At 59.1% G+C, this 22,853-nt stretch carries 20 protein-coding genes; 12 read left to right on the forward strand and 8 right to left on the reverse strand.

Annotation, left to right across the window (positions count from 1 at the left end):
* Nucleotides 1-83 precede the first annotated feature (83 nt).
* Nucleotides 84-1,256 carry a globin domain-containing protein gene (locus tag LG290_RS01445; RefSeq protein ID WP_499835943.1) on the reverse strand — a complete coding sequence of 391 codons (1,173 nt, stop codon included), beginning with the start codon at nt 1,254-1,256 and terminating at the stop codon, nt 84-86.
* A 196-nt stretch (nt 1,257-1,452) separates the two neighbouring features.
* Here LG290_RS01445 and LG290_RS01450 point away from each other — a divergent pair, with 196 nt between their 5' ends.
* Nucleotides 1,453-1,839, forward strand: a complete 387-nt coding sequence (locus LG290_RS01450; RefSeq protein WP_499835944.1) for a SirB2 family protein — start codon at nt 1,453-1,455, stop codon at nt 1,837-1,839.
* A gap of 35 nt (nt 1,840-1,874) precedes the next feature.
* Here LG290_RS01450 and LG290_RS01455 read toward each other — a convergent pair whose 3' ends face one another.
* The 7 genes from LG290_RS01455 to LG290_RS01485 all read right to left on the reverse strand — a co-directional run bounded on the left by LG290_RS01455 (nt 1,875) and on the right by LG290_RS01485 (nt 9,487).
* A complete protein-coding gene (locus LG290_RS01455; RefSeq protein ID WP_499835945.1) occupies nt 1,875-2,285 on the reverse strand; it encodes a hypothetical protein in 411 nt (136 codons plus the stop codon).
* Between the two features lie 228 nt (nt 2,286-2,513).
* The gene (locus LG290_RS01460; RefSeq protein ID WP_499835946.1) at nt 2,514-2,747 is read right to left on the reverse strand and encodes an MFS transporter; all 234 of its coding nucleotides are present in this window, start codon (nt 2,745-2,747) and stop codon (nt 2,514-2,516) included.
* A gap of 234 nt (nt 2,748-2,981) precedes the next feature.
* On the reverse strand, nt 2,982-4,475 hold the full coding sequence (locus tag LG290_RS01465; protein ID WP_499835947.1) for an MFS transporter: 1,494 nt from the start codon (nt 4,473-4,475) through the stop codon (nt 2,982-2,984).
* Nucleotides 4,476-4,481: 6 nt separating this feature from the next.
* The gene (locus LG290_RS01470; protein ID WP_499835948.1) at nt 4,482-4,958 is read right to left on the reverse strand and encodes a universal stress protein; all 477 of its coding nucleotides are present in this window, start codon (nt 4,956-4,958) and stop codon (nt 4,482-4,484) included.
* A gap of 58 nt (nt 4,959-5,016) precedes the next feature.
* A complete protein-coding gene (locus LG290_RS01475; RefSeq protein WP_499835949.1) occupies nt 5,017-6,609 on the reverse strand; it encodes an MFS transporter in 1,593 nt (530 codons plus the stop codon).
* A 293-nt stretch (nt 6,610-6,902) separates the two neighbouring features.
* The gene (gene narL, locus LG290_RS01480; RefSeq protein WP_499835950.1) at nt 6,903-7,586 is read right to left on the reverse strand and encodes a two-component system response regulator NarL; all 684 of its coding nucleotides are present in this window, start codon (nt 7,584-7,586) and stop codon (nt 6,903-6,905) included.
* Nucleotides 7,583-9,487: a type IV pili methyl-accepting chemotaxis transducer N-terminal domain-containing protein gene (locus tag LG290_RS01485; RefSeq protein WP_499835951.1), complete on the reverse strand. Its 1,905-nt coding sequence runs from the start codon at nt 9,485-9,487 to the stop codon at nt 7,583-7,585. Before LG290_RS01485 ends, narL begins: the two co-directional genes overlap by 4 nt.
* Nucleotides 9,488-9,681: 194 nt before the next feature.
* Between LG290_RS01485 and LG290_RS01490 the strand changes: the two genes are divergently transcribed.
* The 11 genes from LG290_RS01490 (at nt 9,682) to moaA (ending at nt 22,853) form a co-directional block, all read left to right on the forward strand.
* Nucleotides 9,682-10,962, forward strand: a complete 1,281-nt coding sequence (locus LG290_RS01490; protein ID WP_499835952.1) for an MFS transporter — start codon at nt 9,682-9,684, stop codon at nt 10,960-10,962.
* A 240-nt stretch (nt 10,963-11,202) separates the two neighbouring features.
* Nucleotides 11,203-14,985, forward strand: coding sequence for a nitrate reductase subunit alpha (locus tag LG290_RS01495; RefSeq protein WP_499835953.1), 3,783 nt, complete (start codon nt 11,203-11,205; stop codon nt 14,983-14,985).
* Nucleotides 14,982-16,544 carry a nitrate reductase subunit beta gene (gene narH, locus LG290_RS01500; RefSeq protein WP_499835954.1) on the forward strand — a complete coding sequence of 521 codons (1,563 nt, stop codon included), beginning with the start codon at nt 14,982-14,984 and terminating at the stop codon, nt 16,542-16,544. The genes LG290_RS01495 and narH overlap by 4 nt, the downstream gene beginning before the upstream one ends.
* Entirely contained in the window at nt 16,537-17,346 is an 810-nt protein-coding gene (narJ, locus tag LG290_RS01505) for a nitrate reductase molybdenum cofactor assembly chaperone (protein ID WP_499835955.1), read from the forward strand. The genes narH and narJ overlap by 8 nt, the downstream gene beginning before the upstream one ends.
* A gap of 14 nt (nt 17,347-17,360) precedes the next feature.
* The gene (gene narI / locus LG290_RS01510) at nt 17,361-18,044 is read left to right on the forward strand and encodes a respiratory nitrate reductase subunit gamma (RefSeq protein WP_499835956.1); all 684 of its coding nucleotides are present in this window, start codon (nt 17,361-17,363) and stop codon (nt 18,042-18,044) included.
* 39 nt (nt 18,045-18,083) lie between these two features.
* On the forward strand, nt 18,084-18,914 hold the full coding sequence (locus tag LG290_RS01515; RefSeq protein ID WP_499835957.1) for a peptidylprolyl isomerase: 831 nt from the start codon (nt 18,084-18,086) through the stop codon (nt 18,912-18,914).
* Between the two features lie 11 nt (nt 18,915-18,925).
* Entirely contained in the window at nt 18,926-19,498 is a 573-nt protein-coding gene (gene moaB / locus LG290_RS01520) for a molybdenum cofactor biosynthesis protein B (RefSeq protein WP_499835958.1), read from the forward strand.
* Complete coding sequence (locus LG290_RS01525; RefSeq protein ID WP_499835959.1) at nt 19,495-20,760, forward strand: molybdopterin molybdotransferase MoeA; 1,266 nt, start codon at nt 19,495-19,497, stop codon at nt 20,758-20,760. Before moaB ends, LG290_RS01525 begins: the two co-directional genes overlap by 4 nt.
* A complete protein-coding gene (locus LG290_RS01530; protein ID WP_499835960.1) occupies nt 20,720-21,466 on the forward strand; it encodes a Crp/Fnr family transcriptional regulator in 747 nt (248 codons plus the stop codon). Before LG290_RS01525 ends, LG290_RS01530 begins: the two co-directional genes overlap by 41 nt.
* A complete protein-coding gene (locus tag LG290_RS01535; RefSeq protein ID WP_499835961.1) occupies nt 21,466-21,867 on the forward strand; it encodes a putative zinc-binding protein in 402 nt (133 codons plus the stop codon). Before LG290_RS01530 ends, LG290_RS01535 begins: the two co-directional genes overlap by 1 nt.
* On the forward strand, nt 21,864-22,853 hold the full coding sequence (moaA, locus tag LG290_RS01540) for a GTP 3',8-cyclase MoaA (RefSeq protein WP_499835962.1): 990 nt from the start codon (nt 21,864-21,866) through the stop codon (nt 22,851-22,853). Before LG290_RS01535 ends, moaA begins: the two co-directional genes overlap by 4 nt.

Raw genomic sequence — 22,853 nt, forward strand, 5'->3', positions numbered from 1 at the left:
TCCGAACCCATACAAAAGCGGCCCCGGCAACTAACGCCAGGGCCGCTTTTTTCAGAGCATCACTCAAGTGAGCCGAGGGCCTGTCAAACCACGTCGAGAGGGCGCGAGGGGCCGAAGTGTTCGAAATGGCGACGGTCCTCGTTGACACCCAAGTCGGACAAGGCACCATTAATGGCGGTCATGAAACCCTGGGGACCCACGAAATAGCAGCGTGTCTTGGCGTTGGGCAGATAGCGGGCCAGCAAGGTGCGGTCGATGCGACCAATATGATCAGCATTGCTACCCCGTTCATGAATGCTGATAGCCTGAAGGCGTTCGGGATACTCGCGCTTGAGTATCTCCAATTCGTCATTAAAGGCGTGATGCTCGGCATCCAGGGCGGCGTGCAGATATACCACCTGGCGTCCAAGCGCCAAGGCATGACGTGCCATGGGCAGCAAGGGCGTCTGGCCGACACCGCCACTGGCCAGCAGCAGGGGTTCGTCACCGTCTATCAGGGTCAGGTCGCCTGCCGGGGGCAGCAGTTCCAAGGTATCACCCGGTTGCAGGACGTCATGGAAATGGCGGCTGGCTTGACCCTCTGCTTCGCGCTTGATCGAAAGCCGATAGCTGCGGCCATTGGGGGTTGCCGAAAGGCTGTAGTGGCGATAGACCGGTTCTCCATCGATGAGCAGGCGCACGCCAATATACTGGCCCGGCTCGTGGTCGGCCACGGCGCCGCCATCCTCGGGTTCCAGCACAAAAGAACGAATCACCGCACTTTCCTGCTGAGTATCGGCAATACGGAAACGGCGCGTGCCACGCCAGCCGCCCGGGCTTTGCTCGAATTCGAGATAGCGCTGGTCTTCAAGGTCGATCAGCAGACCGGCGAGTTCGTTATAGAGTGCGGTCCAGGCCTCGGCGATTTCCGGTGTCACGGCATCGCCGAGTACTTCGCCGATGGCTGCCATCAAACATTCGCCGACGATGGGATACTGCTCCGGCACAATACCCAAGGAGACATGTTTGCTGACCACGATAGCCAATGTGGCACGTGCTTGGGCGGGGTTACGGCGCAGTTGCACATATGCCAGCACGGCGCTCGCCAAGGCGCGAGGTTGTTCGCCGCTTTGCTGATTAACCTCATTGAATAACGGCTTGACCTCCGGGTAGCGGCTAAACATTATTGGATAAAAGCGCTGGGTGATGGCGTCGAGATGTTCGGCGACGACCGGGGCCGTGGCGTCGATCAGCTTTTCCTGTTCATGAGACAGCATAGGGAGTACCTCAGGGAATTATTTAAGATGCTTTATGTATACATCTTAAGGCCTGAAGCATCAAATACCAACCCCGGTGCGAGCTTTCGTAGCTTTGCCTCTGCGGTGGTGGCTCAGAAAAACATCGTTTTACGCTGATGGAAGCCGCCCTTCATCTGCAGCACAATGGGCCTTCTTTTATCCGAGAGTGAGCGCCATGGAGTGTTATTTCCTGATCAAGCATCTGCATGTCACTGCCGCTGTGCTGAGCATCGGTTTTTTCATGCTACGCGCCTGGTGGTCGGTGCGCGAGTCGCCCATGCTCGGGCAACGTTGGGTGAGGGTGTTACCCCACGTGATTGACACCAGCTTGCTTGCCCTGGGTGTCACTCTGATGGTGATGCTCTCAATGTGGCCACACCAGCCCCCGTGGTTGGCTGCAAAACTGATCGCTTTAGTGGTCTATATCGGAGTGGGGACGATCGCCATCAAGCGTGGCCCGACACCACTGGTTCGTGGCGTGGGCGCGCTTGTGGCGGTGGCGGTATTTATTTACATGCTGGGGGCGGCTATTCACCATAGTCCCCTTTCCTGGTTGGGTTGAGGGTTGAGAAGTGTTGGGCTGAGGCCTTCACCGGATCATTCGAAGGTGTCGCAGACCGGGGCCTGTTCCACGGGAGCATGCCGCGCCACTTCGATCATATCCCCGCTGGGCTCGCCGAGCGGAATACGCCATTGATGGTCGATATCCACAGGGTCGCAAACCCCTTCTTTACCGCCACCAAAGTTGGAATCGATCCAGTAATGCAGATCGTAGAGTTTGCCTTCTTCGAGTGCGTCAGAGAAGTGGAAAAAGAAGGCGGGGTCTTCGGTACCCGAAATGGTCTCCGACTGCTTGGCCACGACCTCATCAGCATGGATATCGACGATAGCCGCGTGAACGCTGTGGCCGGCATGAGGTATGGAAAAGCTGCCATCACCCTCAAACGTCAGGTCGTAGCTTTCGTTTGCCATGGCTTGAAGAGCGACGAAACATAAAGGAAGAAGCAACCAACGTTTCGTTGAGCTGGAGAGAAGAGCTGGGATTGGCATGAGTCACCTCGCTAAACAGACGTTATGAAATATTCCAGACCACCTTATCTCCAGCATAGACTCGATTTCCAGGCCATGCCTGCGGTCTATCCATAATTCAATGACTAAAAATCCGGGCTATTGAAGCACCTGATGGCTGAAGTAACTCAAGGATTCAGCTCTTCGAACTGGTTCGATAGCTTACCGCTACCAGCTACCGCCGCTTGTGAACTTGGTTACTGAAGCCCCGGCGTTACCGGCACCGAAAATGCCCATGACCAGGCCTTGACGATCCTTTTCGTACCATTTGGCAGTGTAAGTGATACCTACAGAGAAGGAACCGCCAGCCAGGCCGATAAAGCCACCAAGTACCAGAAACTGCCAGTATTCGGTGGCGAACTGCACCATCCAGATCGGCGGTACGATGAGCATCAGGATCATGAAGAATACCGAACTGGGTACCGTTGAGCGCTAGTTGTTCGGCAATAGACACGCCGATTTCGCCGAACATGGTCCAAACCATGAAACACATGGTAAAGGCGAAGGTATTGGCGATGAGTACTGAAGTCAGTTTGAAACGCTGGGAAGCCATGAGATTTTCTGCAAAAACTGAAAAGGACGATGGCCGGTTGCCGGCCATCGTCCGGGCTGAGAATGATCAGCCTTTTTGCGGTTTTACTTCTGTACCTTGGCAGTTCCCTGTTCCTCGAGCATGCGATCGACAGAGGAGACATAGTATTCTTCGTCAAAGCCGCCTTCCGGTTCCTTGAGCCAGAGAAAGCAGATCAACCAGCTGAGGAAGGCGCCGGCGGCGATAATGTAGAAGAACTGGGTGGGCGTGACGAAGGTGTAGATGGTCAGATAGACCACCGCCCCCACGTTGCCGTAGGCACCGGCCATTCCCGAGATCTGCCCGGTGATGCGGCGCTTGATCGAAGGGAGGATGCCGAAGGTCGCGCCTTCCGCTCCCTGCACGAAGAAGGAGGTGAAGATGGTAATGGCCACCGCCACGATCAGCGGCCAGCTTGAATTGAGCATGGCCATCATCACAAAGCCGATGCCGATGCCGAACATGTAGCTGAGCATGACGAAACGGCGGTTGCCCATGCGATCCGACACCATGCCGCCCATCGGGCGGGCCACCAGGTTGACGAAGGCGAACGAGGCAGCGATCACCCCAGCCATGGCGGCACTGAGTCCCCATGTTTCCTCGAAGAACATCGGTAGCATCGAGACCACTGCAAGCTCGGCGCCGAAGTTGGCGAAGTAGGTGCTGTTGAGTGCAGCCACACTGCTGAAGGGATACTTGTCGTCCTCCGGCACACCTTTTTTCAGAATTGGAATGTTAACTCTGAGAATCTGCACAATCTGATAGATAATGATGGCCACAATCGCCAAGTAGGCGACCATCGCCCCTGTGGTGGAAAGGTAGCCCATGTCCTGAATGCGCCAGACAAGAATGCCGAGCACCCCGACTAGCGGAATCGTCCAGATGATCAGCTTGATCATATCGGCCCAGGTACTGACTTCCATGGCGGCCGCCTTGCGTGGCTTGCGGTGGGCCTTGGGGTCAGGGCCATCGGTAATGCCGAACCAGTAATAGACGCCATAGGCGGCCATCACGATGGCGCTTTGGGCAATGGCCCAGCGCCAGCCGTCATCACCACCGTACATGGTGATGGCGATGGTGGGCAGGGTCATGGCCGCGGCGGCGGAACCGAAGTTGCCCCAGCCGGCATAGAAGCCCTCGGCAAAGCCAATATCGCGGGGTTTGAACCACAGTGCGGTCATGTGGATACCCACCACGAAGCTCGCACCGATGGAACTCAGCACCAGCCGCGAGATGAGAAGCTGCGCCATGGTGTTGCCGAAGGCGAACACCAGTGCCGGAATTGACATGGTCACCATCAGCACGGAGAACACCCGGCGCGGGCCGAAGCGGTCCAGTGCCATGCCCACGATGATGCGCGCCGGAATGGTCAGGGCGACGTTGCATATGGCGAATAATTTGAGGTCGTCCGAGGTCAGCCAGTCAACGCTCTTGAGCATGCTCGACGCCAGTGGCGCCATGTTGAACCACACATAGAAGGTGATGAAGAAGGCGATCCAGGTCAGGTGCAGAGCCCTGATCTCCGGATTTTTTACCTTGAACACGGCAGAGGCTTTCATGGTCGTCTATTCCTTGTTTCCGGTGTCGCCTGTGGGAAGAATCAGAAGCGGACACTCGGCCCGGCGGGTCAGAAATGAGCTGACGCTGCCGAAGGTCATGTAGTCGAACTCGTCGAAGATAGCGTTGAGCGACTTGGCGATAAAGCTCGGGTCGGGTTCGTGGCTGTGGCGTGCAATCACCAGCAGGTCGGGTTTCTGCTTGTGGGTGGCCTGCAGGAGTAGCTTGCGCGGATCGCCCTCGGCGATCAGGAGCTCGGCTTCGAAGCCTTCCTTGACAGCGATCTCGACGCCTTCCTTCAAATGCCCCTTGAGCTCCTCATATTCCTCCTCAAACATGTCCTCGTTGGCATCCGTGGCATCCCGGGGGTTTTCCACCACGCCCACCAGCATCAGGGTGGGTTCGCTTGGGCGAAACATCTTTATGGTCTCCTCCAAGGCCAGTCTGGCGTTCCGGGAGCCGTCATAGGCAAGCATGATCTTCATTTTGGTGACCTCGAACGGATAGCGGCGAGGCACCCGTCGTGGGCGCCTCTCGACGGATTCAGGGATTCTTCACATAGGCGTTCTTGCGCAGGTAGAACCACCAGTTGACCACTAGGCAGAGCGCGTAGAAGATCGCGAAGCCGTACATGGCAAGTTCGGGGGTGCCGGCCTGGATCTGCTCGCCCATCACCCGTGGGGCGATGAAGGCGCCATAGGCGGCCACAGCCGAAGTCCAGCCCAGTACCGGGCCCTTCTGCTGCGCGTCGAATATCACCCCGATGCTGCGGAACGTGGAGCCGTTGCCGATGCCGCTGGCGGCGAACAGCGCGATGAACAGGATCAGGAAGATGGGGAAGTAGCTGTTGGGATCAGTGGCGTTGTAGGCCAACATCATCACGTAACCCACGGCCGCGGAAGCCAGGACCATCACCACCGAGATTGCCTGGGTGACGATGGCGCCGCCTACCTTGTCGGAAATCCAGCCGCCTACCGGGCGAATCAGCGCGCCGACGAAGGGTCCTATCCAAGCCCAGGTCAAGGCACTCGGACCTTCGGGGTTGTCGACTCGCGTCATGATGCCATCGGCACCCATCTCCATCATGCCGCCGAAGATGACATTGATGGACAGCGGCAGGGCCGCGGAGAACCCGATGAAGGAACCGAAGGTGGCGATATAGAGCACCGTCATCGACCAGGTATGCTTGTTGTTGAAGATGGCGAACTGTTTCTGGATATTGGGCTGAATGTCGCCGGGAATCAGGCGCAGTGCGAATACCGTGATCAGGATGGTCAGCGGCAGCGCGATCCACATGTTAAGCCACACCAGCGCCAGCATGCCGATCACCGAGGTCACAAGCCCTACACCATAGAGTCCCAGGATCTTGCCGAAAGCCTGGGCTGGTGTGCCCGGGTTGGGCGTGATAGTGCGCAGGTTGTTCATGCCGAACCAGCCGGCGAAGGCCAGCGGAATCAGAAACACCAGCCAGATGAAGGCGGCGTTCTGGATCCAGGTTTCGGTGCCTGCCTCTATGCGCCCGATCAGGGTGCCGCTCGCGCTTTCAAGGGCCATGGGTGCCCCGGCAAGGCCGCCGAAGATGCCCACCGTCATCACCAGAGGAATCAGGATCTGCATGGTGGTGACGCCGAAGTTGCCCAGGCCCGCGTTCATACCCAAGGCATAGCCTTGCTGCTTCTTCGGGAAGAACGTGGAGATATTGCTCATGGAGGCGGCGAAGTTGCCCCCGCCAATGCCGGAGAGCAGCGCCAGTGCCTGAAATACCCAGAAAGGCGTGCCGGGGTTCATCAGCGCGATACCGGTGCCCAGCGCCGGGATCATCAGTAGTGCCGTGGTCAAAAAGATAGTGTTGCGCCCGCCGGCGATGCGAATCATGAAGGAAGCGGGAATGCGCAGGGTGGCGCCGGCAAGCCCGGCAAGGGCAGTCAGGGTGAACAGCTGGTCGATGCTGTAGGGGTAGCCCAGGTTCTGCATCTGGGTGGTGATCATGCCCCACATCAGCCAGACGGCAAAGCCCATCAAGAGACTGGGAATGGAGATCCAGAGGTTGCGGTTGGCAACCTTCTTGCCCTCCTGCTCCCAGAATTGTTCATCCTCGACATCCCAGCGTTCGATGTCGGCATTTTTTTTGCTCATGGCGATTCCCCTTCGTGGAACGACGCTTTCATTTGAATGGCGGTGCCGTATTTTCGGCATGCACATCAAAGGTCTGTTGAAAATGATCCTTGAGGCGAAAGATACGTCACGATGGCGAAAGAGGAAATGGCTCAAGAAAGGCATAAAAACACCCCTATACCTCTCTGTAGGTATAGGGGTGTTTTTGTATATATCTGATTTAAAAGTGATTAATGGCGATATGCCTCTCTAGTGGAGAGGCCTTGTCGGCCTGAGGGGTATTTGGAGGTATCCAGTATTGGCGACGGGCCTGCTCAGTGCTCGAGGCCCTCCTGGACGGCCCAGACTGCTGCCTCCACTCGCGAGCGCAGGTTGAGCTTCTTCAAGAGGTGCTTGACGTGAACCTTGACCGTGCCCTCGGTGATGTTGAGTTTGCGCGCGATCAGCTTGTTCGAAAGGCCGCCTGCAAGCTCGCGGAGAATCTCGCGTTCACGCTGGGTGAGGCTATGAATATCGGGTGTTGCGGGCGCGGTGCGCTGGTTACGCAGGGCTTCGGCGAGCAAGGCGGTCAAGCTGTCGCTGATCACCATACGCCCGAGTGCGGCCTGGCGGAGCTGGCGCACCATGTCCTCGGGTTCCATGTCCTTGAGCAGGTAGCCATCGGCACCGGTGCGCAGGGCGGCGACCACATCATCCTCATGGTCTGAGACGGTAAACATCACCACACGCCCGCTGTAGTCGGCGTCGCGCAGGCGGCGCAGAACTTCCAGCCCATTCATCCCCGGCATATTCAGGTCGAGCAACACGACATCAGGTTCGAACTTGAGTGCCAGTTCAATGCCTTCTTCAGGTTTGCCGGTTTCGCCGACCAGTTCGAGATCATCTTCCAGTTCGAGCAATTGGGCGACCCCACGACGCAATAAAGGGTGGTCGTCGATGATCAACAGGGTGGCGGGCGGCTCGGTGGTGGTTGGCTCTGTGGCTGGCGTTAGCGTCATGACGATGTTCTCGTTCCAGGTTGAGAGGCGAAAGCGTCTTCCATATCAGGCTGTTGTTGAATCAAGCGAGCGGTAGTGGGCGTGAATTCGAACTCGATTTTAACCCCCCCCGCCTGACGGTTGCTGATGTGTAATTCTCCGCCTAGGGTCTCGGCCCGGTCGCGCATGATGACCAGGCCATAATGCAGGGGTGGAGAGCGGTCATCAATCAGGCCGATGCCGTCATCTTCAACGCTCACCCATAGCCGCGCATGCGCGAAACGCACGGTGACGGCGGCCCAATGCGCGCGGGCGTGTTTATGGGTATTGGCCAGCGCCTCCCGAACGATCTGCAAGACGTGGATTTCCTCGTTCGGGTTCAGCAGATAAGGCGGCACGTCATAGAAAAGTTCCACCGGCACTGCCATGCGGTCGGCGAATTCGCCGGTGGTCTGGCGCAGCGCCGAGTGCAGGCCGGGAGCATCCAGTTTGAGGCGGAACGTGGTGAGTAGCTCGCGCAATTGGCGGTAGGCACTGTTGAGACCGGTGCGCAGCTCATCGAAGACCGCGCTCTGGGCCTCGCGTGGAACTTCCTTCTCCTGCATACGCTCCAGGCGTGCCACCTGCATTTTGAGATAAGACAGTGATTGAGCCAGAGAGTCGTGAAGCTCCCGGGCGATAGTGGTGCGCTCGTTGATAAGTGTTACTTGCTGCTGCTCCTCGATACGGCGTTGCAGATATACTGCAGTGGCCAACTGATCTGCCAGTACGGTCAGTAAGCGCCGAGTGCTGTCGGCGAGCTGCTTTTGTGGATGCCAGATTTCCAGGGTGCCAAGCATGGCATCGCCCACGCTGATAGGCAGGAGTAAACACTGAGCCTGGTCGCTTGCCATGATCTCCAGGGGCTGAGGGTCGATCAGGCAGGCATGACATTCCTGATCCCGACAATACACCGGACGTGTATGTGAATGCGTTTCCAGGACGGGCATTTGCCGATGATCGACAGGATCATTAAGCGACAGCCGGATGGGGCCCAGCCCAAGCAGGGTTTCCAGCTGGCGCAGCATGGGGGCGGCACTTGAGCATAGATCGTTGCCCCCACCATACAAGGTGCGGCTAGCATCGTGCATCAACTGCATCGCCTGATTGCTGCGCTCGAGTTCCTGTTTCTTGCGTGAGACTTTTTCTTCCAGGGTGGCGTAGCTTGCCGCCAGCTGCTCGGACATATCGTCGAAAGTGCGACCCAGCAAGGCAAGTTCGTCGCTACCCTTGAGGTGGGTGCGGTATTGGAAGTTATGATGTGCAGTCTCTCTGGCAAGTATCACCAACTGATGCAGAGGGCGCGTCAGGTTGTGGCGAATATCAAAAAGCGCAATCGCTACCACCGCGATGGTAAGCCCCAGGAAAAGTAACTGCAGTGCGCTCAATAAATGAATCTTGGCTTCGGTATTTTGCTCAAGAAGCGTCACCAACGTCTCAATATCGGCGACCAAGCTGTCGAGCGTCTGGTTGAGCGCTATGTTGCTTACTGGCTCACCCCCAATGGCGGCTTCCAGCTGCGGGGACAGCTCTTGCTCCCAGCGTTGGATGATCAGTTGGTGCTGCTCCTGGAGGTCATGATTTGCATCGTCGGGAATCGCGTTGGTCAGTTCGATGCTTGTCAGGCGCGAATCAAAGCGTTGGGTCAGCGCTTGTACCTGCTGACGATTTTCTGCGCCTGGCTGCTGCTGATAACGTTGAAGCGCGGCGACGATCTGGTAGGTATGCATACGTAGCGAACCCGCCATATTGATGGCGGCGGCGTCGCCGCGGCTGCTTCCCGCGACCACGATGGTCACCACGATGCTGATCACCACCATGCTGCTGATGGCTAACAGCGAAGCAATGATACGAGCAACCAACGAGCGTTGGAGTAATTTCATCGGGTCGAACGACCTCCGCACAGGCATGACGAATGGCATGGTGGCTTGGAATAGTGGCTTGGAGTGGTATCAAAACCACTCAATTATACCCTACTAGGTAGGCGCAGCCTCCCTTAAAGAATACCTCCAATGCCCTTTTGACGGTTCGCGTGGTTATGACGAGAATCCAGCAATATCCTCGCGAGTTCAACCCTATGATACCTGCCAAGGAAGCCCTCATCGCTGAGGTGTCCAATGGCTATCGCTCGCTGGTGGTGGTGGTGTTGTCTCCACTGGCATTTGCGCTGGTTTTCGCTTGTTGGACGATTTTCGCCGTGTTGGGTATAGAGCTGCAAGACGCATTGGGCTTTGGGGATGTGGCTTTCGCCGTGCTACTGACGGTACCCATGCTGACCGGTGCCTTGGCGAGCTTACCCATGGCGCGCCTGGCGGAGCGTAAGGGGGGTGGGCGCGTGATGGTCGGGTGTCTGCTGCTGATCTGCCCCTTTTTATGGTGGATCGGACATGCCGTTAACTACCGAGAGTTTATCGCCGCTGGTGCGGGGCTGGGCTTGGGTGCCGGCTCGCTGGCGGCCGGGTTGGTGTACGTGGCGCGTTGGTGCCCGCGTCAACGCGTCGGTCTGGCGCTTGGCCTGTATGGTGCCGGCATGTTAGGGGCGGGCTTGAGTTATTTGTTGCTGCCTTTGATCAGCGAAGCCTATGGGTGGCGAATGGCGCCCAAGCTTTATTTGTTGCCGGTATTGGTGGTAGCGGTGCTGTTATGGCTGTTTGCCGATCACGATGCCGATTCGATAGATAGACGACACCCGTCCTCCTCTCGCAAGACATATTCATTGGCGATAACCAGCCTGTTCGGACGCCAGGTCTGGCGCTTGGCGCTTATCTATAGTTACTTCTTCGGTGCTTTTGTGGCGTTAACCCTATGGTTACCGGGCTATCTGGCGGCGCAATATCAATTGCCGCTTAAAACAGCCGCCTTGTGGGCACTGTTGTTCCCACTTTCCGGGGGAGTCGGTCAGGTTCTGGGAGGAATGCTGGCCGACTGGCGAGATTTTCGTACGCTGCGCTGGTGGGTGAGCGCCTGCGTGCTGGCGTGCCTGTTCTTGCTTTCCTACCCCTCATTCGAGATGCGCATCGAGGGGGTGCACGGCGAAGTGATGGTGCACGTAAGCACCTCCTTATCGGTCTTCGTCGGTTTATTGGTGGTCATGGGTATGGCCATGGGCATTGGCAAGGGCAGCTTGATGCGTCTGATACACCGAGATCATGTCAATCAAATGGCGTTGGTCGGTGGCCTGGCAGTGACCTTGGGTAGCCTGTTCGCGGCCGTGGTGCCGTTGATGTTCGTGCTAGGCAATGAATGGATTGGTATTCGTACCGCCGGCTTCATGTTCCTGTATGGCGCCTTGGTCGTCTGTATGTTGCTGATGCTGTGGGACCATGCCAACCCCACCTCCGCTAGTCTCTCTTCCTGATATCTGTCTTTTGAACGCTCGGGCGGGTGTCGGTACTTTCATGGAAAGCCTTCTTTTTATTCTTTTGATGATTGGGATATCGGCTTATCCCCCTGGTTTCAGGCATCTATCCCCTTGGAGGTAGAGAGGGTGTATATGGAGGTAATCACGCAGTAATCCGCTGGTCGTTCCCTCACAATCGACTCCATGGAACCTGTCCAGCAGGTAACAAAAAATTTTCGAGGAGCCTGGAGATCGACCATGAGTCATTTCATAGATCGGCTGAATTTCTTCCGCAAGGCCCGTGTGCCTTTCGCTAACGACCACGGCGAAAGCCGTGATGAATCCCGTAGCTGGGAGGATGGTTACCGCTCCCGCTGGCAGCATGACAAGGTGGTGCGCTCCACTCACGGGGTGAACTGTACCGGCTCGTGCAGCTGGAAAATCTACGTCAAGAACGGCCTGGTCACTTGGGAAACCCAGCAGACCGATTACCCGCGTACCCGCCCCGACCTGCCCAACCACGAACCGCGTGGCTGCCCGCGTGGCGCGAGCTACTCCTGGTATCTCTACAGCGCCAACCGCCTCAAGTATCCCTTGGTTCGCAAGCCGCTGCTGGCGCTGTGGCGCGAAGCGCTCAAGGCGCACCCTGACCCGGTCGATGCCTGGGCCTCCATCGTCGAGGATCCGGCCAAGACCAAACAGTACAAGCGTGCCCGCGGCATGGGCGGTTTCGTGCGCGGCGACTGGGACGAGCTCAACGAACTGGTCGCGGCCTCGAACGTCTATACCGCCAAGGAGTTCGGCCCCGACCGCATCCTGGGCTTCTCGCCGATTCCCGCCATGTCGATGGTTTCCTACGCCGCCGGCAGCCGTTACCTGTCGTTGATCGGCGGCGTCTGCATGAGCTTCTACGACTGGTATTGCGATCTGCCGCCGGCCTCGCCGATGACCTGGGGTGAGCAGACCGATGTGCCCGAATCCGCCGACTGGTACAACTCCGGCTACATCATCGCCTGGGGCTCCAACGTACCCCAGACGCGTACCCCGGATGCGCACTTCTTCACCGAAGTCCGCTACAAGGGCACCAAGACGGTCTCGATCACTCCGGACTACGCCGAGGTCTCCAAGCTGACCGACGAGTGGCTGTCCGCCAAGCAGGGTACCGATGCGGCCCTGGCCATGGCCATGGGTCATGTGATCCTCAAGGAGTTCCACCTCGACAAGCCCAGTGCCTATTTCACCGACTACGTGCGTCGTTATACCGACATGCCGTTTCTGGTGGAACTCGAAGCGCGTGAGGATGGAAGCTTCGCCCCGGGCCGCCAGTTGCGCGCCAGCGACTTCGATGCCGCCCTGGGTCAGGAAAACAACCCCGAGTGGAAAACCGTCGCCTGGGACGAAACCCGCGACCAGCTGGTGGTGCCACGTGGCTCCATCGGTTTCCGTTGGGGCGAGACCGGCGACGAAGTGGGCAAGTGGAACCTCGAATCGCTGGACGCCGAAGGCACCGAGATCAAGCCGCTGCTCAGTTTGGCCGAGCACCACGATAGCGTCGCGCGAGTGGCCTTCCCCTATTTCGGCGGCATCGAACACGAGCACTTCGAGCATGTAAAGGGCGCAGGCGCGGGTGCCGCCGATGATCTGCTGTTCCACAACCTGCCCGTCAAGCGCCTGAAGAAGGCCGATGGCAGCGATATGCTGGCGGTCACCGTATTCGACCTGATGTGCGCCAACTACGGCATCGACCGTGGCTTCACCGGTGACGGCGAAGATGATGGCGCGACTTCTTATGATCAGATTCGACCCTACACGCCGGCCTGGCAGGAGAAGATCACCGGTGTGTCGGCTGCGCAGTGCACGCGCATCGCCCGGGAATTCGCCGACAACGCCCACAAGACCAACGGGCGTAGCATGATCATCGTCGGTGCCGGCATGAACCACTGGTACCACATGGACATGAACTACCGCGGCCTGATCAACATGCTGGTCATGTGTGGCTGTGTCGGCCAGAGTGGTGGTGGCTGGGCCCACTATGTGGGGCAGGAGAAGTTGCGCCCGCAAACCGGCTGGACCCCGCTGGCCTTCGGCCTCGACTGGCAGCGTCCGCCGCGTCACATGAATTCCACCTCGTTCTTCTACAACCACTCCTCCCAGTGGCGCTACGAGAAACTCGAGATCAAGGAAATCCTGTCGCCGCTGGCCAAGGCCGAGGACTACCCGGGCAGCCTGATCGACTTCAACGTGCGCTCCGAGCGCATGGGCTGGCTGCCGTCGGCGCCTCAGTTGGATACCAACCCGCTGCGCCTGGCCAAGGCCGCCGAAGCCGCTGGTATGTCCACCGCCGACTATGCTGTTCAACAACTCAAGAGTGGCGAGCTGCGCTTTGCCGCGGAAGACCCGGACAGCCCGCAGAACTTCCCGCGCAACATGTTCATCTGGCGCTCCAACCTGCTGGGCAGCTCCGGCAAGGGCCACGAGTACATGCTCAAGTACCTGCTGGGTACGCGTCACGGCATTCAAGGCAAGGACTTGGGCGATTTTGGCGGCCAGAAGCCCGAAGAAGTCGTGTGGCATGACGAAGCGCCGGAAGGCAAGCTTGACCTGCTGGTGACGCTGGACTTCCGCATGTCCACCACCTGCCTGTACTCGGATGTGGTGCTGCCCACCGCGACCTGGTACGAGAAGGACGACCTCAACACCTCCGACATGCACCCCTTCATCCACCCCTTGACCGCGGCGACCGACCCGGCCTGGGAATCGCGCAGCGACTGGGATATCTACAAGGGCATCGCCAAGGCGTTCTCCAAGGTGTGCGTGGGGCACCTGGGCGAGGAGACCGACCTGGTCACCCTGCCGCACCAGCACGACTCCCCGGCGGAACTGGCTCAGGTGGAGGTCAAGGACTGGAAGAAGGGCGAGTGCGAGCCGATTCCCGGCAAGACCATGCCCGCGCTTATCGAGGTCAAGCGCAACTACCCGGAAACCTACGAGCGCTTCACGTCCATCGGGCCGCTTCTGGAAAGCATCGGCAACGGCGGCAAAGGCATCGCCTGGAATACCGACGCTGAAGTCGAGCTGCTGGGCAAGCTCAACCATCGCAAGCTGGACGGACCGCACAAGGGGCGCCCGCTGATCGAGAGCGCCATCGATGCCGCCGAAATGATTCTGACCCTGGCGCCGGAAACCAACGGCCAGGTAGCTCTCAAGGCATGGGGTGCCCTGGGCAAGATTACCGGGCGGGATCACTCTCACCTGGCGCTGCCCAAGGAAGACGAGAAGATTCGCTTTCGCGATATCGTCGCCCAGCCGCGCAAGATCATTTCCAGCCCGACCTGGTCAGGTCTGGAAGATGAACATGTCTCCTATAACGCTGGTTATACCAACGTTCACGAGATGATTCCGTGGCGCACCGTCAGCGGCCGTCAGCAGTTCTACCAGGATCACCCCTGGATGCGCGCCTTCGGCGAAAGCCTGCTGGTCTATCGTCCGCCGATCGACACCAAGGCGGCCAAAGGCTTCAAACTGCCCGAAGACAACGGCAACCCGAGCAAGGCGCTGAACTTCATCACGCCGCATCAGAAGTGGGGTATCCACTCCACCTACAGCGACAACCTGATGATGCTGACGCTGAATCGCGGCGGCCCGGTGGTCTGGCTTTCCGAACCCGATGCGGCATCGATCGGTATAGAAGACAACGACTGGATCGAGGTCTACAACGCCAACGGTGCCATCGCAGCGCGGGCGGTGGTCAGCCAACGGGTCAAGGACGGCATGGTGATGATGTATCACGCCCAGGAGCGCACCGTGAACGTGCCCGGCTCCGAAGTGACCGGTACCCGTGGCGGCATTCACAACTCCGTGACGCGAGTGTGCCCCAAACCGACCCACATGATCGGTGGCTATGCGCAGCTTTCCTATAGCTTCAACTACTACGGCACCGTCGGCTCCAACCGTGACGAATTCGTTCTGGTTCGCAAGATGAAGAACATCGACTGGCTGGATGGCGAAGGTAATGACAGCGTGCAGGAGGCCGTCAAATGAAGATTCGTTCCCAGGTAGGCATGGTCCTCAACCTTGATAAATGCATCGGGTGTCACACCTGCTCGGTGACCTGCAAGAATGTCTGGACCAGCCGCGAAGGCATGGAATACGCCTGGTTCAACAACGTCGAGACCAAACCGGGTATCGGCTATCCCAAAGAGTGGGAAAACCAGAAGAAGTGGAAGGGCGGTTGGTTGCGGCGCAAGGACGGCAAGATCGAGCCGCGTATTGGTGGCAAATGGCGGGTGTTGGCGAATATCTTCGCCAACCCTGACCTACCGGAAATGGACGACTACTACGAGCCGTTCACCTTCGACTATCAGCATCTGCACACCGCCAAGATCGGTGATCACCAGCCGGTGGCGCGCCCCCGTTCGCTGATCTCCGGTCAGCGCATGAAGAAGATTGAGTGGGGTCCCAACTGGGAGGAAATCCTGGGCACCGAGTTTGCCAAGCGGCGCAAGGATGCCAACTTCGAACAGGTGCAGGCCGACATTTACGGCCAGTTCGAAAATACCTTCATGATGTATCTGCCGCGCCTGTGCGAGCACTGCCTGAACCCGACCTGTGTGGCGAGCTGCCCCAGCGGTGCGATCTACAAGCGTGAAGAGGACGGCATCGTCCTGATCGACCAGGACAAGTGCCGCGGCTGGCGGATGTGTATCTCCGGCTGCCCGTACAAGAAGATCTATTACAACTGGAAGACCGGCAAGTCCGAAAAGTGCATCTTCTGCTATCCGCGCATCGAAGCCGGTATGCCGACCGTGTGCTCCGAGACATGCGTGGGGCGTATTCGCTACCTCGGCGTGCTGCTGTATGACGCCGACCGTATCGAGGAAGTAGCCAGCTCGCCGGACGAGCGCGACCTCTATCATCGTCAGTGCGAAATCTTCCTCGATCCCAATGATCCGGAAGTGGTTGCTCAAGCCAAGCGGGATGGTATCCAGGAGAATGTGATCAAGGCCGCTCAGGCGTCGCCGGTTTACAAGATGGCGATCGAGTGGGGCCTGGCGCTGCCGCTGCACCCGGAATATCGCACCCTGCCGATGGTCTGGTACGTGCCGCCGCTGTCGCCGATTCAGTCCGCCGCCGAATCCGGCAAGGTCGAGTACGACGGCGTGATGCCCAAGATCGAATCCTTGCGCATTCCGGTCAGGTATCTTGCCAACATGCTCACCGCCGGCGAAGAAGAACCCGTGGTGCTGGCCCTCAAGCGTTTGATGGCGATGCGTGTCTACATGCGCGGCAAGCATGTGGAAGGCAAGACCGATGCCAAGGTGCTCGATGCCGTCGGCTTAAGCGAAGCTCAAGTGGAAGAAATGTATCGCTACCTGGCGATTGCCAACTACGAGGATCGCTTCGTGATCCCCACCAGCCATCGCGAAATGGCCACCGAAGCCTTCCCCGAACGCGGCGGTTGCGGCTTCAGCTTCGGTGACGGCTGCCATGGCGAGAGTAAGCCCAGCCTGTTCAATGGCCGGTCTCAGACTACTACCCTGGTCCAGCCGGTGGATGTCTTCGACCCAAAAAAACAAACCGAGGAGGCTCGTCATGACTGATGCCACTATCCAGTTGACGCCGACCGAACCGACGTTCGAACCGGCACTCGGCATGCGTAGCCTGCGCGTACTGGCCCGCTTGCTGGACTATCCGACAGAGGCGCTTCAGGATACCTGTGGCGAATTGATCGAAGTCATCAACGCTGAGTGCCGCCTGGGGGCGGCTCTCAAGACCGCGCTGATGGACTGGTGCCAGCGTACTCAGGAAGGTGAGCTGCTCGAGCTTCAGGCCGAGTATGTGGCGTTGTTCGACAAGGGCCGTGCCACCTCGCTGCTGTTGTTCGAACACGTGCATGGCGAATCGCGTGACCGCGGTCAGGCGATGGTCGACCTGATGGCCGAATATAGTGCCGCCGGTTTTGAACTGGATGCTCGCGAGCTACCCGACCATTTGCCGGTCTTTTTGGAATACCTTTCGCATTGCGACGAGGCCGAGATCGGCCGCTGGTTGGGCGAAATTCGCCATATCCTGGCGCTGCTCACCGCGCGCCTTGAAGAACGTGATGCCGATCATGCCCTGGTGCCGTTGGCGCTGCTGGCGCTGATCGGGGCCGAGGGCGATGTCGAGATGCATCGTTCCAAGGTCAAGGAAGAAGTGCCGGATGATACCCCCGAAGCGCTGGATGCGGTCTGGGAAGAGGAGGCGGTGCGCTTTTCCGCGACATCCGACGAGGACTGTGCATTGCAGTCCGCCGAAGGACGGCGGCTTGCCGAGCGCAAGAATGCCGTGCATAGCGATCCCGTCAGAATCATGCCGTCCGCCGGGGGGACTTCCCCTTCCTCAACCGTGGCCGATCGCTAAAAAGGAGAATCGCCATGTTCATTGAATACCTGCAACATCTTATCTACGGCTACTATCCGTATCTGGTCGGCACGGTATTTCTGCTCGGCAGCCTGATGCGCTACGATCATGGCCAGTTCACCTGGAAGGCAGGCTCCAGCCAGATGCTGTCCTCGAAAAACATGCGCCTGGCGAGTAATCTCTTCCATGTCGGCATCATCGTGATCTTCTTCGGCCATCTGTTCGGCATGCTGACGCCCCATTGGGTCTATGAGCCCTTCCTGCATGCCGGTACCAAGCAACTGATTGCCATCGTGGTTGGCGGCATCGCCGGCGCCATGTGCGTGGTGGGCGGCGCCATGTTGCTCTATCGACGCCTGACAAACTCACGCGTGAAGGCGTCGTCGAGCATGATGGATACATTGATTCTCGGCTTGATCGTCTTCCAGGCGGCGCTGGGCATGGTGACCATCATTTTCTCGCTGGGTCACTTGGATGGTGAAATGATGCTGACACTCTCCAGCTGGGCGCAATCCATCGTGTTCTTCAGTGGGGGTGCGGCTGACTACATGGCCGAGGTTCACTGGATCTACAAGCTGCATATCTTCATCGGCCTGACCATTATTCTGTTATTCCCCTTCACTCGTCTGGTGCATGTGTGGAGCGTGCCGTTCGGTTATGTTACTCGGCGCTATCAGATTGTCCGCCGCCGCGGCTAAACACTGGTTTTGCCCGGCCATGCGTAAAGGAAAAATGACATGCAAATGATCGATATCGAACAGCTACCCGGGGGCGTAAGCCCCCCACCGGTTCGGGTCGGTGAGACTCTTATCGAAGAGGCAAGCATCGCTCAGGAAATGCAATACCACCCGGCAGACAGCGCGGGCACCGCACAGCTGAAGGCCGCACGTGCCCTGGTGGTGCGCGAGCTTTTGATCCAGCGCGCCATCGAGCTTGGCCTGATGGAGGCAGGTGCAGACGTTTGTGGAATGGAAGATGAAAGCGATGCGGTGATCGCTGAACTGCTGGAGCAGGAGCTGGATGTGCCTGCCCCCTCGGAGGAAGATTGCCGTCGCTTTCATGCATCCTACCCGGCGCGTTTCAGCGAGCCGTCCCAGATGAGCGTTCGCCACATTCTGTTGGCAGCGGCACCCGACGACGCCTCGGCGCGCGATGCCCAATACCGGCTAGGCGAGTCACTGGTCAAGGAGCTCCAGTCGATTCCCGAGCGCTTCGACGAGTTTGCTCAACGCCACTCCGCCTGCCCGTCAAAGGAGATGGGCGGTGACTTGGGTTGGCTGGTGCCGGGTCAGACGGTGGGCGAGTTGGACCGCGCCCTGCAGCACCTGCCCGAAGGCCTGCACGAGCGGCCTCTGGCATCTCGCTATGGCTGGCATGTGGTGTTGATCGACAAGCGCATTGAAGGGCGTGAGTTACCCTTCGAGCAAGTCGCCGACCATGTACGCCACAGCCTGCGCGAGCAAGCCACCCGCCGGGCGTTGCGCCATTACCTTCTGGCGTTGGAAGCCGATATCGGCGTCGAGGGCGTCACCCTGGATGACGATGCCGCCGGTTCATTGATGCAGTAGTGGAGATTGCCATGGCCCATGTTCATGCACAGACCCCTTTCGTTGCGCTAGGGCTTGCGGTATTGACCGTCTCGGATACCCGCGGTTTCGACCAGGACGGCAGCGGCGACCTGCTCAGCGAACGCCTGCTCACGGCAGGTCATGTGCTGGTCGAACGCCGGATCGTTGCTGATGATATCTATCGTATCCGTGCGGTGGTCAGCGGATGGATCGCCCGCGAGGATATCCAGGCGGTGCTGGTCAACGGTGGTACGGGCTTCACGGTGCGTGACACCACGCCGGAAGCGCTGGCGCCGCTGTTCGACAAGACCATCGATGGCTATGGCGAGCTATTCCGCCAGCGCTCTTATGCGACTATCGGTGGCTCAACGATTCAATCGCGTGCGGTGGCCGGCGTGGCCAACCGCACGCTGATCTTCGCCATGCCGGGGTCACCCAAGGCCTGCGCCACTGCCTGGAATGACATTATCGCGGCGCAACTGGATGCACGGACCCGGCCCTGCAATTTCGTGGCCATGGTACTGCCTGGTATTCAGCACTGTGCCAGCCGCTCCACCGAAATAGCGCAGGAGGTCAGCATATGAACTGTGGCTGTGCGGATAATCCCACCACCGGCCTGCTTGACCTATGGGACGCTCGCGCCCGGCTGATCGAAGCCGCCGTGCCGCTCATGGACAGCGAGACGTTGCCACTTTCTCAGGCCGCAGGACGCGTGTTGGCGACATCCGCCCTGGCAGCCCTGGATCTGCCCAGCGAAGATAACAGCGCCATGGATGGTTATGCCATGCGCCTGGCCGAGCTTGAGCAGAGCCAACGCCAAGGAAACGGCCTGCCGGTGATGGTGCGTGTTCCCGCCGGTGCCGGTGTGATGAGCCTGCCAAGTGGCGGTTGTGCGCGCATCTTCACCGGGGCTCCCGTCCCCCAGGGAGCCGATGTCGTGGTTCCCCAGGAACGGGTCCACTGCGATGAGCAGGGACGGGTACATGTCGCTCAGGAAGTGACGCTCGGCGCCAACATTCGCCGCCGTGGGGAAGAAGCCCGTTTTGGCGACCTAGTGCTGGCGGCGGGTGAGCGGTTGAGTCCGGCGGCCATCGGGCTGCTTGCCAGTCATGGCATTGCCGAGGTCGTCGTGAAGCGGCGGTTGCGGGTGGCGCTGCTATCCACGGGTGACGAATTGATCGAGCCGGGCACGCCACGCCTGCCGGGCCAGGTGTACAACAGTAATGCGGCCATGCTGAAAGCCTTGCTGGCGGAGCAGGGCTGCGAGGTGGTGGATAAAGGCATCATTGCGGATACCGCCGAAGCGCTAAGAACGGCATTGAGCCAGGCACGCGACAGCGCCGACATGGTGATCTGTACCGGCGGTGTGTCGGTCGGTGAGGAAGACCATGTGCGGCCGGTACTGGATGCCTTGGGCAGCCTGCATTTTCATGGCATCGCGCTCAAACCCGGCAAGCCTTTCACCTTCGGCACCCTGCACGATGCTAGCGCCGCCGGCGTGCCGCTGATCGGCCTGCCGGGCAATCCCGTGGCCTCGTTGGTGGGCTGGCAGTTACTCACCTTGCCATTCGTTCAGGGCTGTCAGGGACGCTCATCGCATCGGCTTGAACGTTTTACCGTCAAAGCAGGCTTTGCGCATCGTGCCAACCGCCAACGCTACGAATGTCTGCGGGTGGTACTCGAGGATTCCGAGCAAGGGCCGGTGGCGTTGCTCGCAGGTGGCCAGGGGTCGCACATGTTGAGCGCCGCAGCGGTGGCCCATGGCTACCTGATCATAGACCCAAGTAGTGAGGTGAAAAAAGGCGATGACGTTACCTATTGCCCCTGCAGCCAATTCCTCACCTGAGGGGCCGCCAAATGCAGCCGACCTGCAGGAGCTGATCCGGGGGGTCAGCTGGCTGGCGGCACTTGAGATCAACGACGTGGAAATGCTACTGAAGCATTCTCACGTACAGACGCTGAAAGCGCATGAGTGGATTTTTCACCAGAACGGGCAAGCGGACTGGCTGTATGTCGTGCTCAGTGGCGCCGTGCGTCTGGTGCATGGTGTCGGTGAGAAACGCTTGGCTACCGTACGTTGCGTGGAGCATGGAGGCACCCTGGGCGAACTGAGCATGGCATCGCACACCGGGTTTTATCTCTACTCGGCGGAAGCCTTGCGTAATACCCGAGTGCTGGCGATTCCCGCTGAACAATGTCGCCAACAGCTGGATGCCTACCCGGCCTGTCGTGCTGAGTTCATGAGCCGCATGGCCCTTGAGTTGAGTGAGCGCCTGGAAGACCTGGTGCTGGTGACTCAGTCCGACGCCATGGCCAGGCTGGTCAGTTATTTGCTACGCCAATTGCCCCCGGGGCGCCATCAGCGCCCCAAGACATTGCCATTGACCATACCCCGCTACTGGCTTGCCGCTCAGCTTTCCATGACGCCGGAAACGCTGTCACGCTTGCTGGCCAAGTTGCGTGACCAGGGCATCATGCAAGTGGACCGCCGCCATTTAGCGATCATCGATGAGGAACGCTTGCGTCACTGCTTGATAGAAGGAGATACCTAATGCCACAACGTGCCCGTCAAAAGACCGCCACCACCCTGGTGTATGCCTGCTCTGGCTGCTCCGATGTAGCGCAGTTGGCCAATGACGTGGCACTGCGCCTGGATCATGGCGGCGTAGCGGAAATGTCCTGTATCGCCGGTGTCGGCGGCGGTGTGAAAGGGTTGGTACGCACGGCACGCTCCGGTCGTCCTATCGTTGCGATCGACGGTTGTCAGCTACATTGCGCCAGTCATTGCCTGGCCAATGCAGGCGTTGAACCCACCGAACACGTCAAGCTCTATGAACGTGGGTTTCGCAAGCGGCGCGGAATGCTCTATGGTGAGGATGAAGTGACTGAAGTTTCAGCTGATGTCGGTGAGCTGATCGCCCGACTGCAGGTGTCTATGGAGAATACCCAATGAGTGTCCTGGTTGACGGTTTCGGCCGCACGATTCGCTATGTTCGGTTATCGGTGACCGACCGTTGTGATTTTCGCTGTGTCTATTGCATGGCCGAGGAGATGACCTTCCTGCCACGCGCTCAAGTGCTGACCCTTGAGGAAATCGCCACGGTATCGCAAGCCTTCGTCGAGCTGGGCGTGGAGAAGATCCGTCTCACCGGCGGCGAGCCGCTGGTGCGTCAGGGGATCGAAACGCTCGTCGGGTCAATTGGTCGCCTTGAAGGGCTGCGTGATTTCGCCATGACTACCAATGGCAGCGGCCTGGTCAAGCATGCCAAAGCGCTGCACCAGGGCGGCCTTGCCCGGCTCAACATCAGCCTTGATTCACTGGTGCCCGAGCGCTTCCGGGCACTCACTCGCACCGGCGACCTCAAGCGGGTCATTGACGGCATCCGTGCGGCCCGCGAGGCGGGCTTTACCCGCATCAAGCTCAACGCCGTGATTCTCAAGGGGCGCAATGACGACGAAATTCTCGATCTGGTCGACTTCGCCCGCAACGAAAACGTGGATATCAGCTTTATCGAGGAAATGCCACTGGGGCAGGTGAGCGAGCACGATCGTGCTGAGACATTCTGTTCCAGTGACGAGGTGCGCAGCATCATCGAAGCCCAGCACGCGCTATTACCCACCACCGAAACCACCCTAGGCCCGTCGCGCTATTACCGAATGGCCGACAGTGAGTCGCGCATCGGTTTTATCTCGCCGCACAGCCATAACTTCTGCGAGGCCTGCAACCGGGTACGCGTCACCGCCGAGGGGCGTTTGCTGCTGTGCCTGGGCAATGAGCATTCGGTCGATTTGCGCAGCGTGATACGCCGCCATCCCGGTGACATGGAGCGCCTCAAGGCAGCGATTGTCGATGCCATGCGTTTCAAGCCCGAACGTCATCATTTCACCACCGACGGTGATGTGCAGGTGGTGCGCTTCATGAACATGACCGGCGGCTGA

The organism is Halomonas sediminis, from assembly GCF_044871105.1.
GTDB classification, from domain to species: domain Bacteria; phylum Pseudomonadota; class Gammaproteobacteria; order Pseudomonadales; family Halomonadaceae; genus Vreelandella; species Vreelandella zhuhanensis.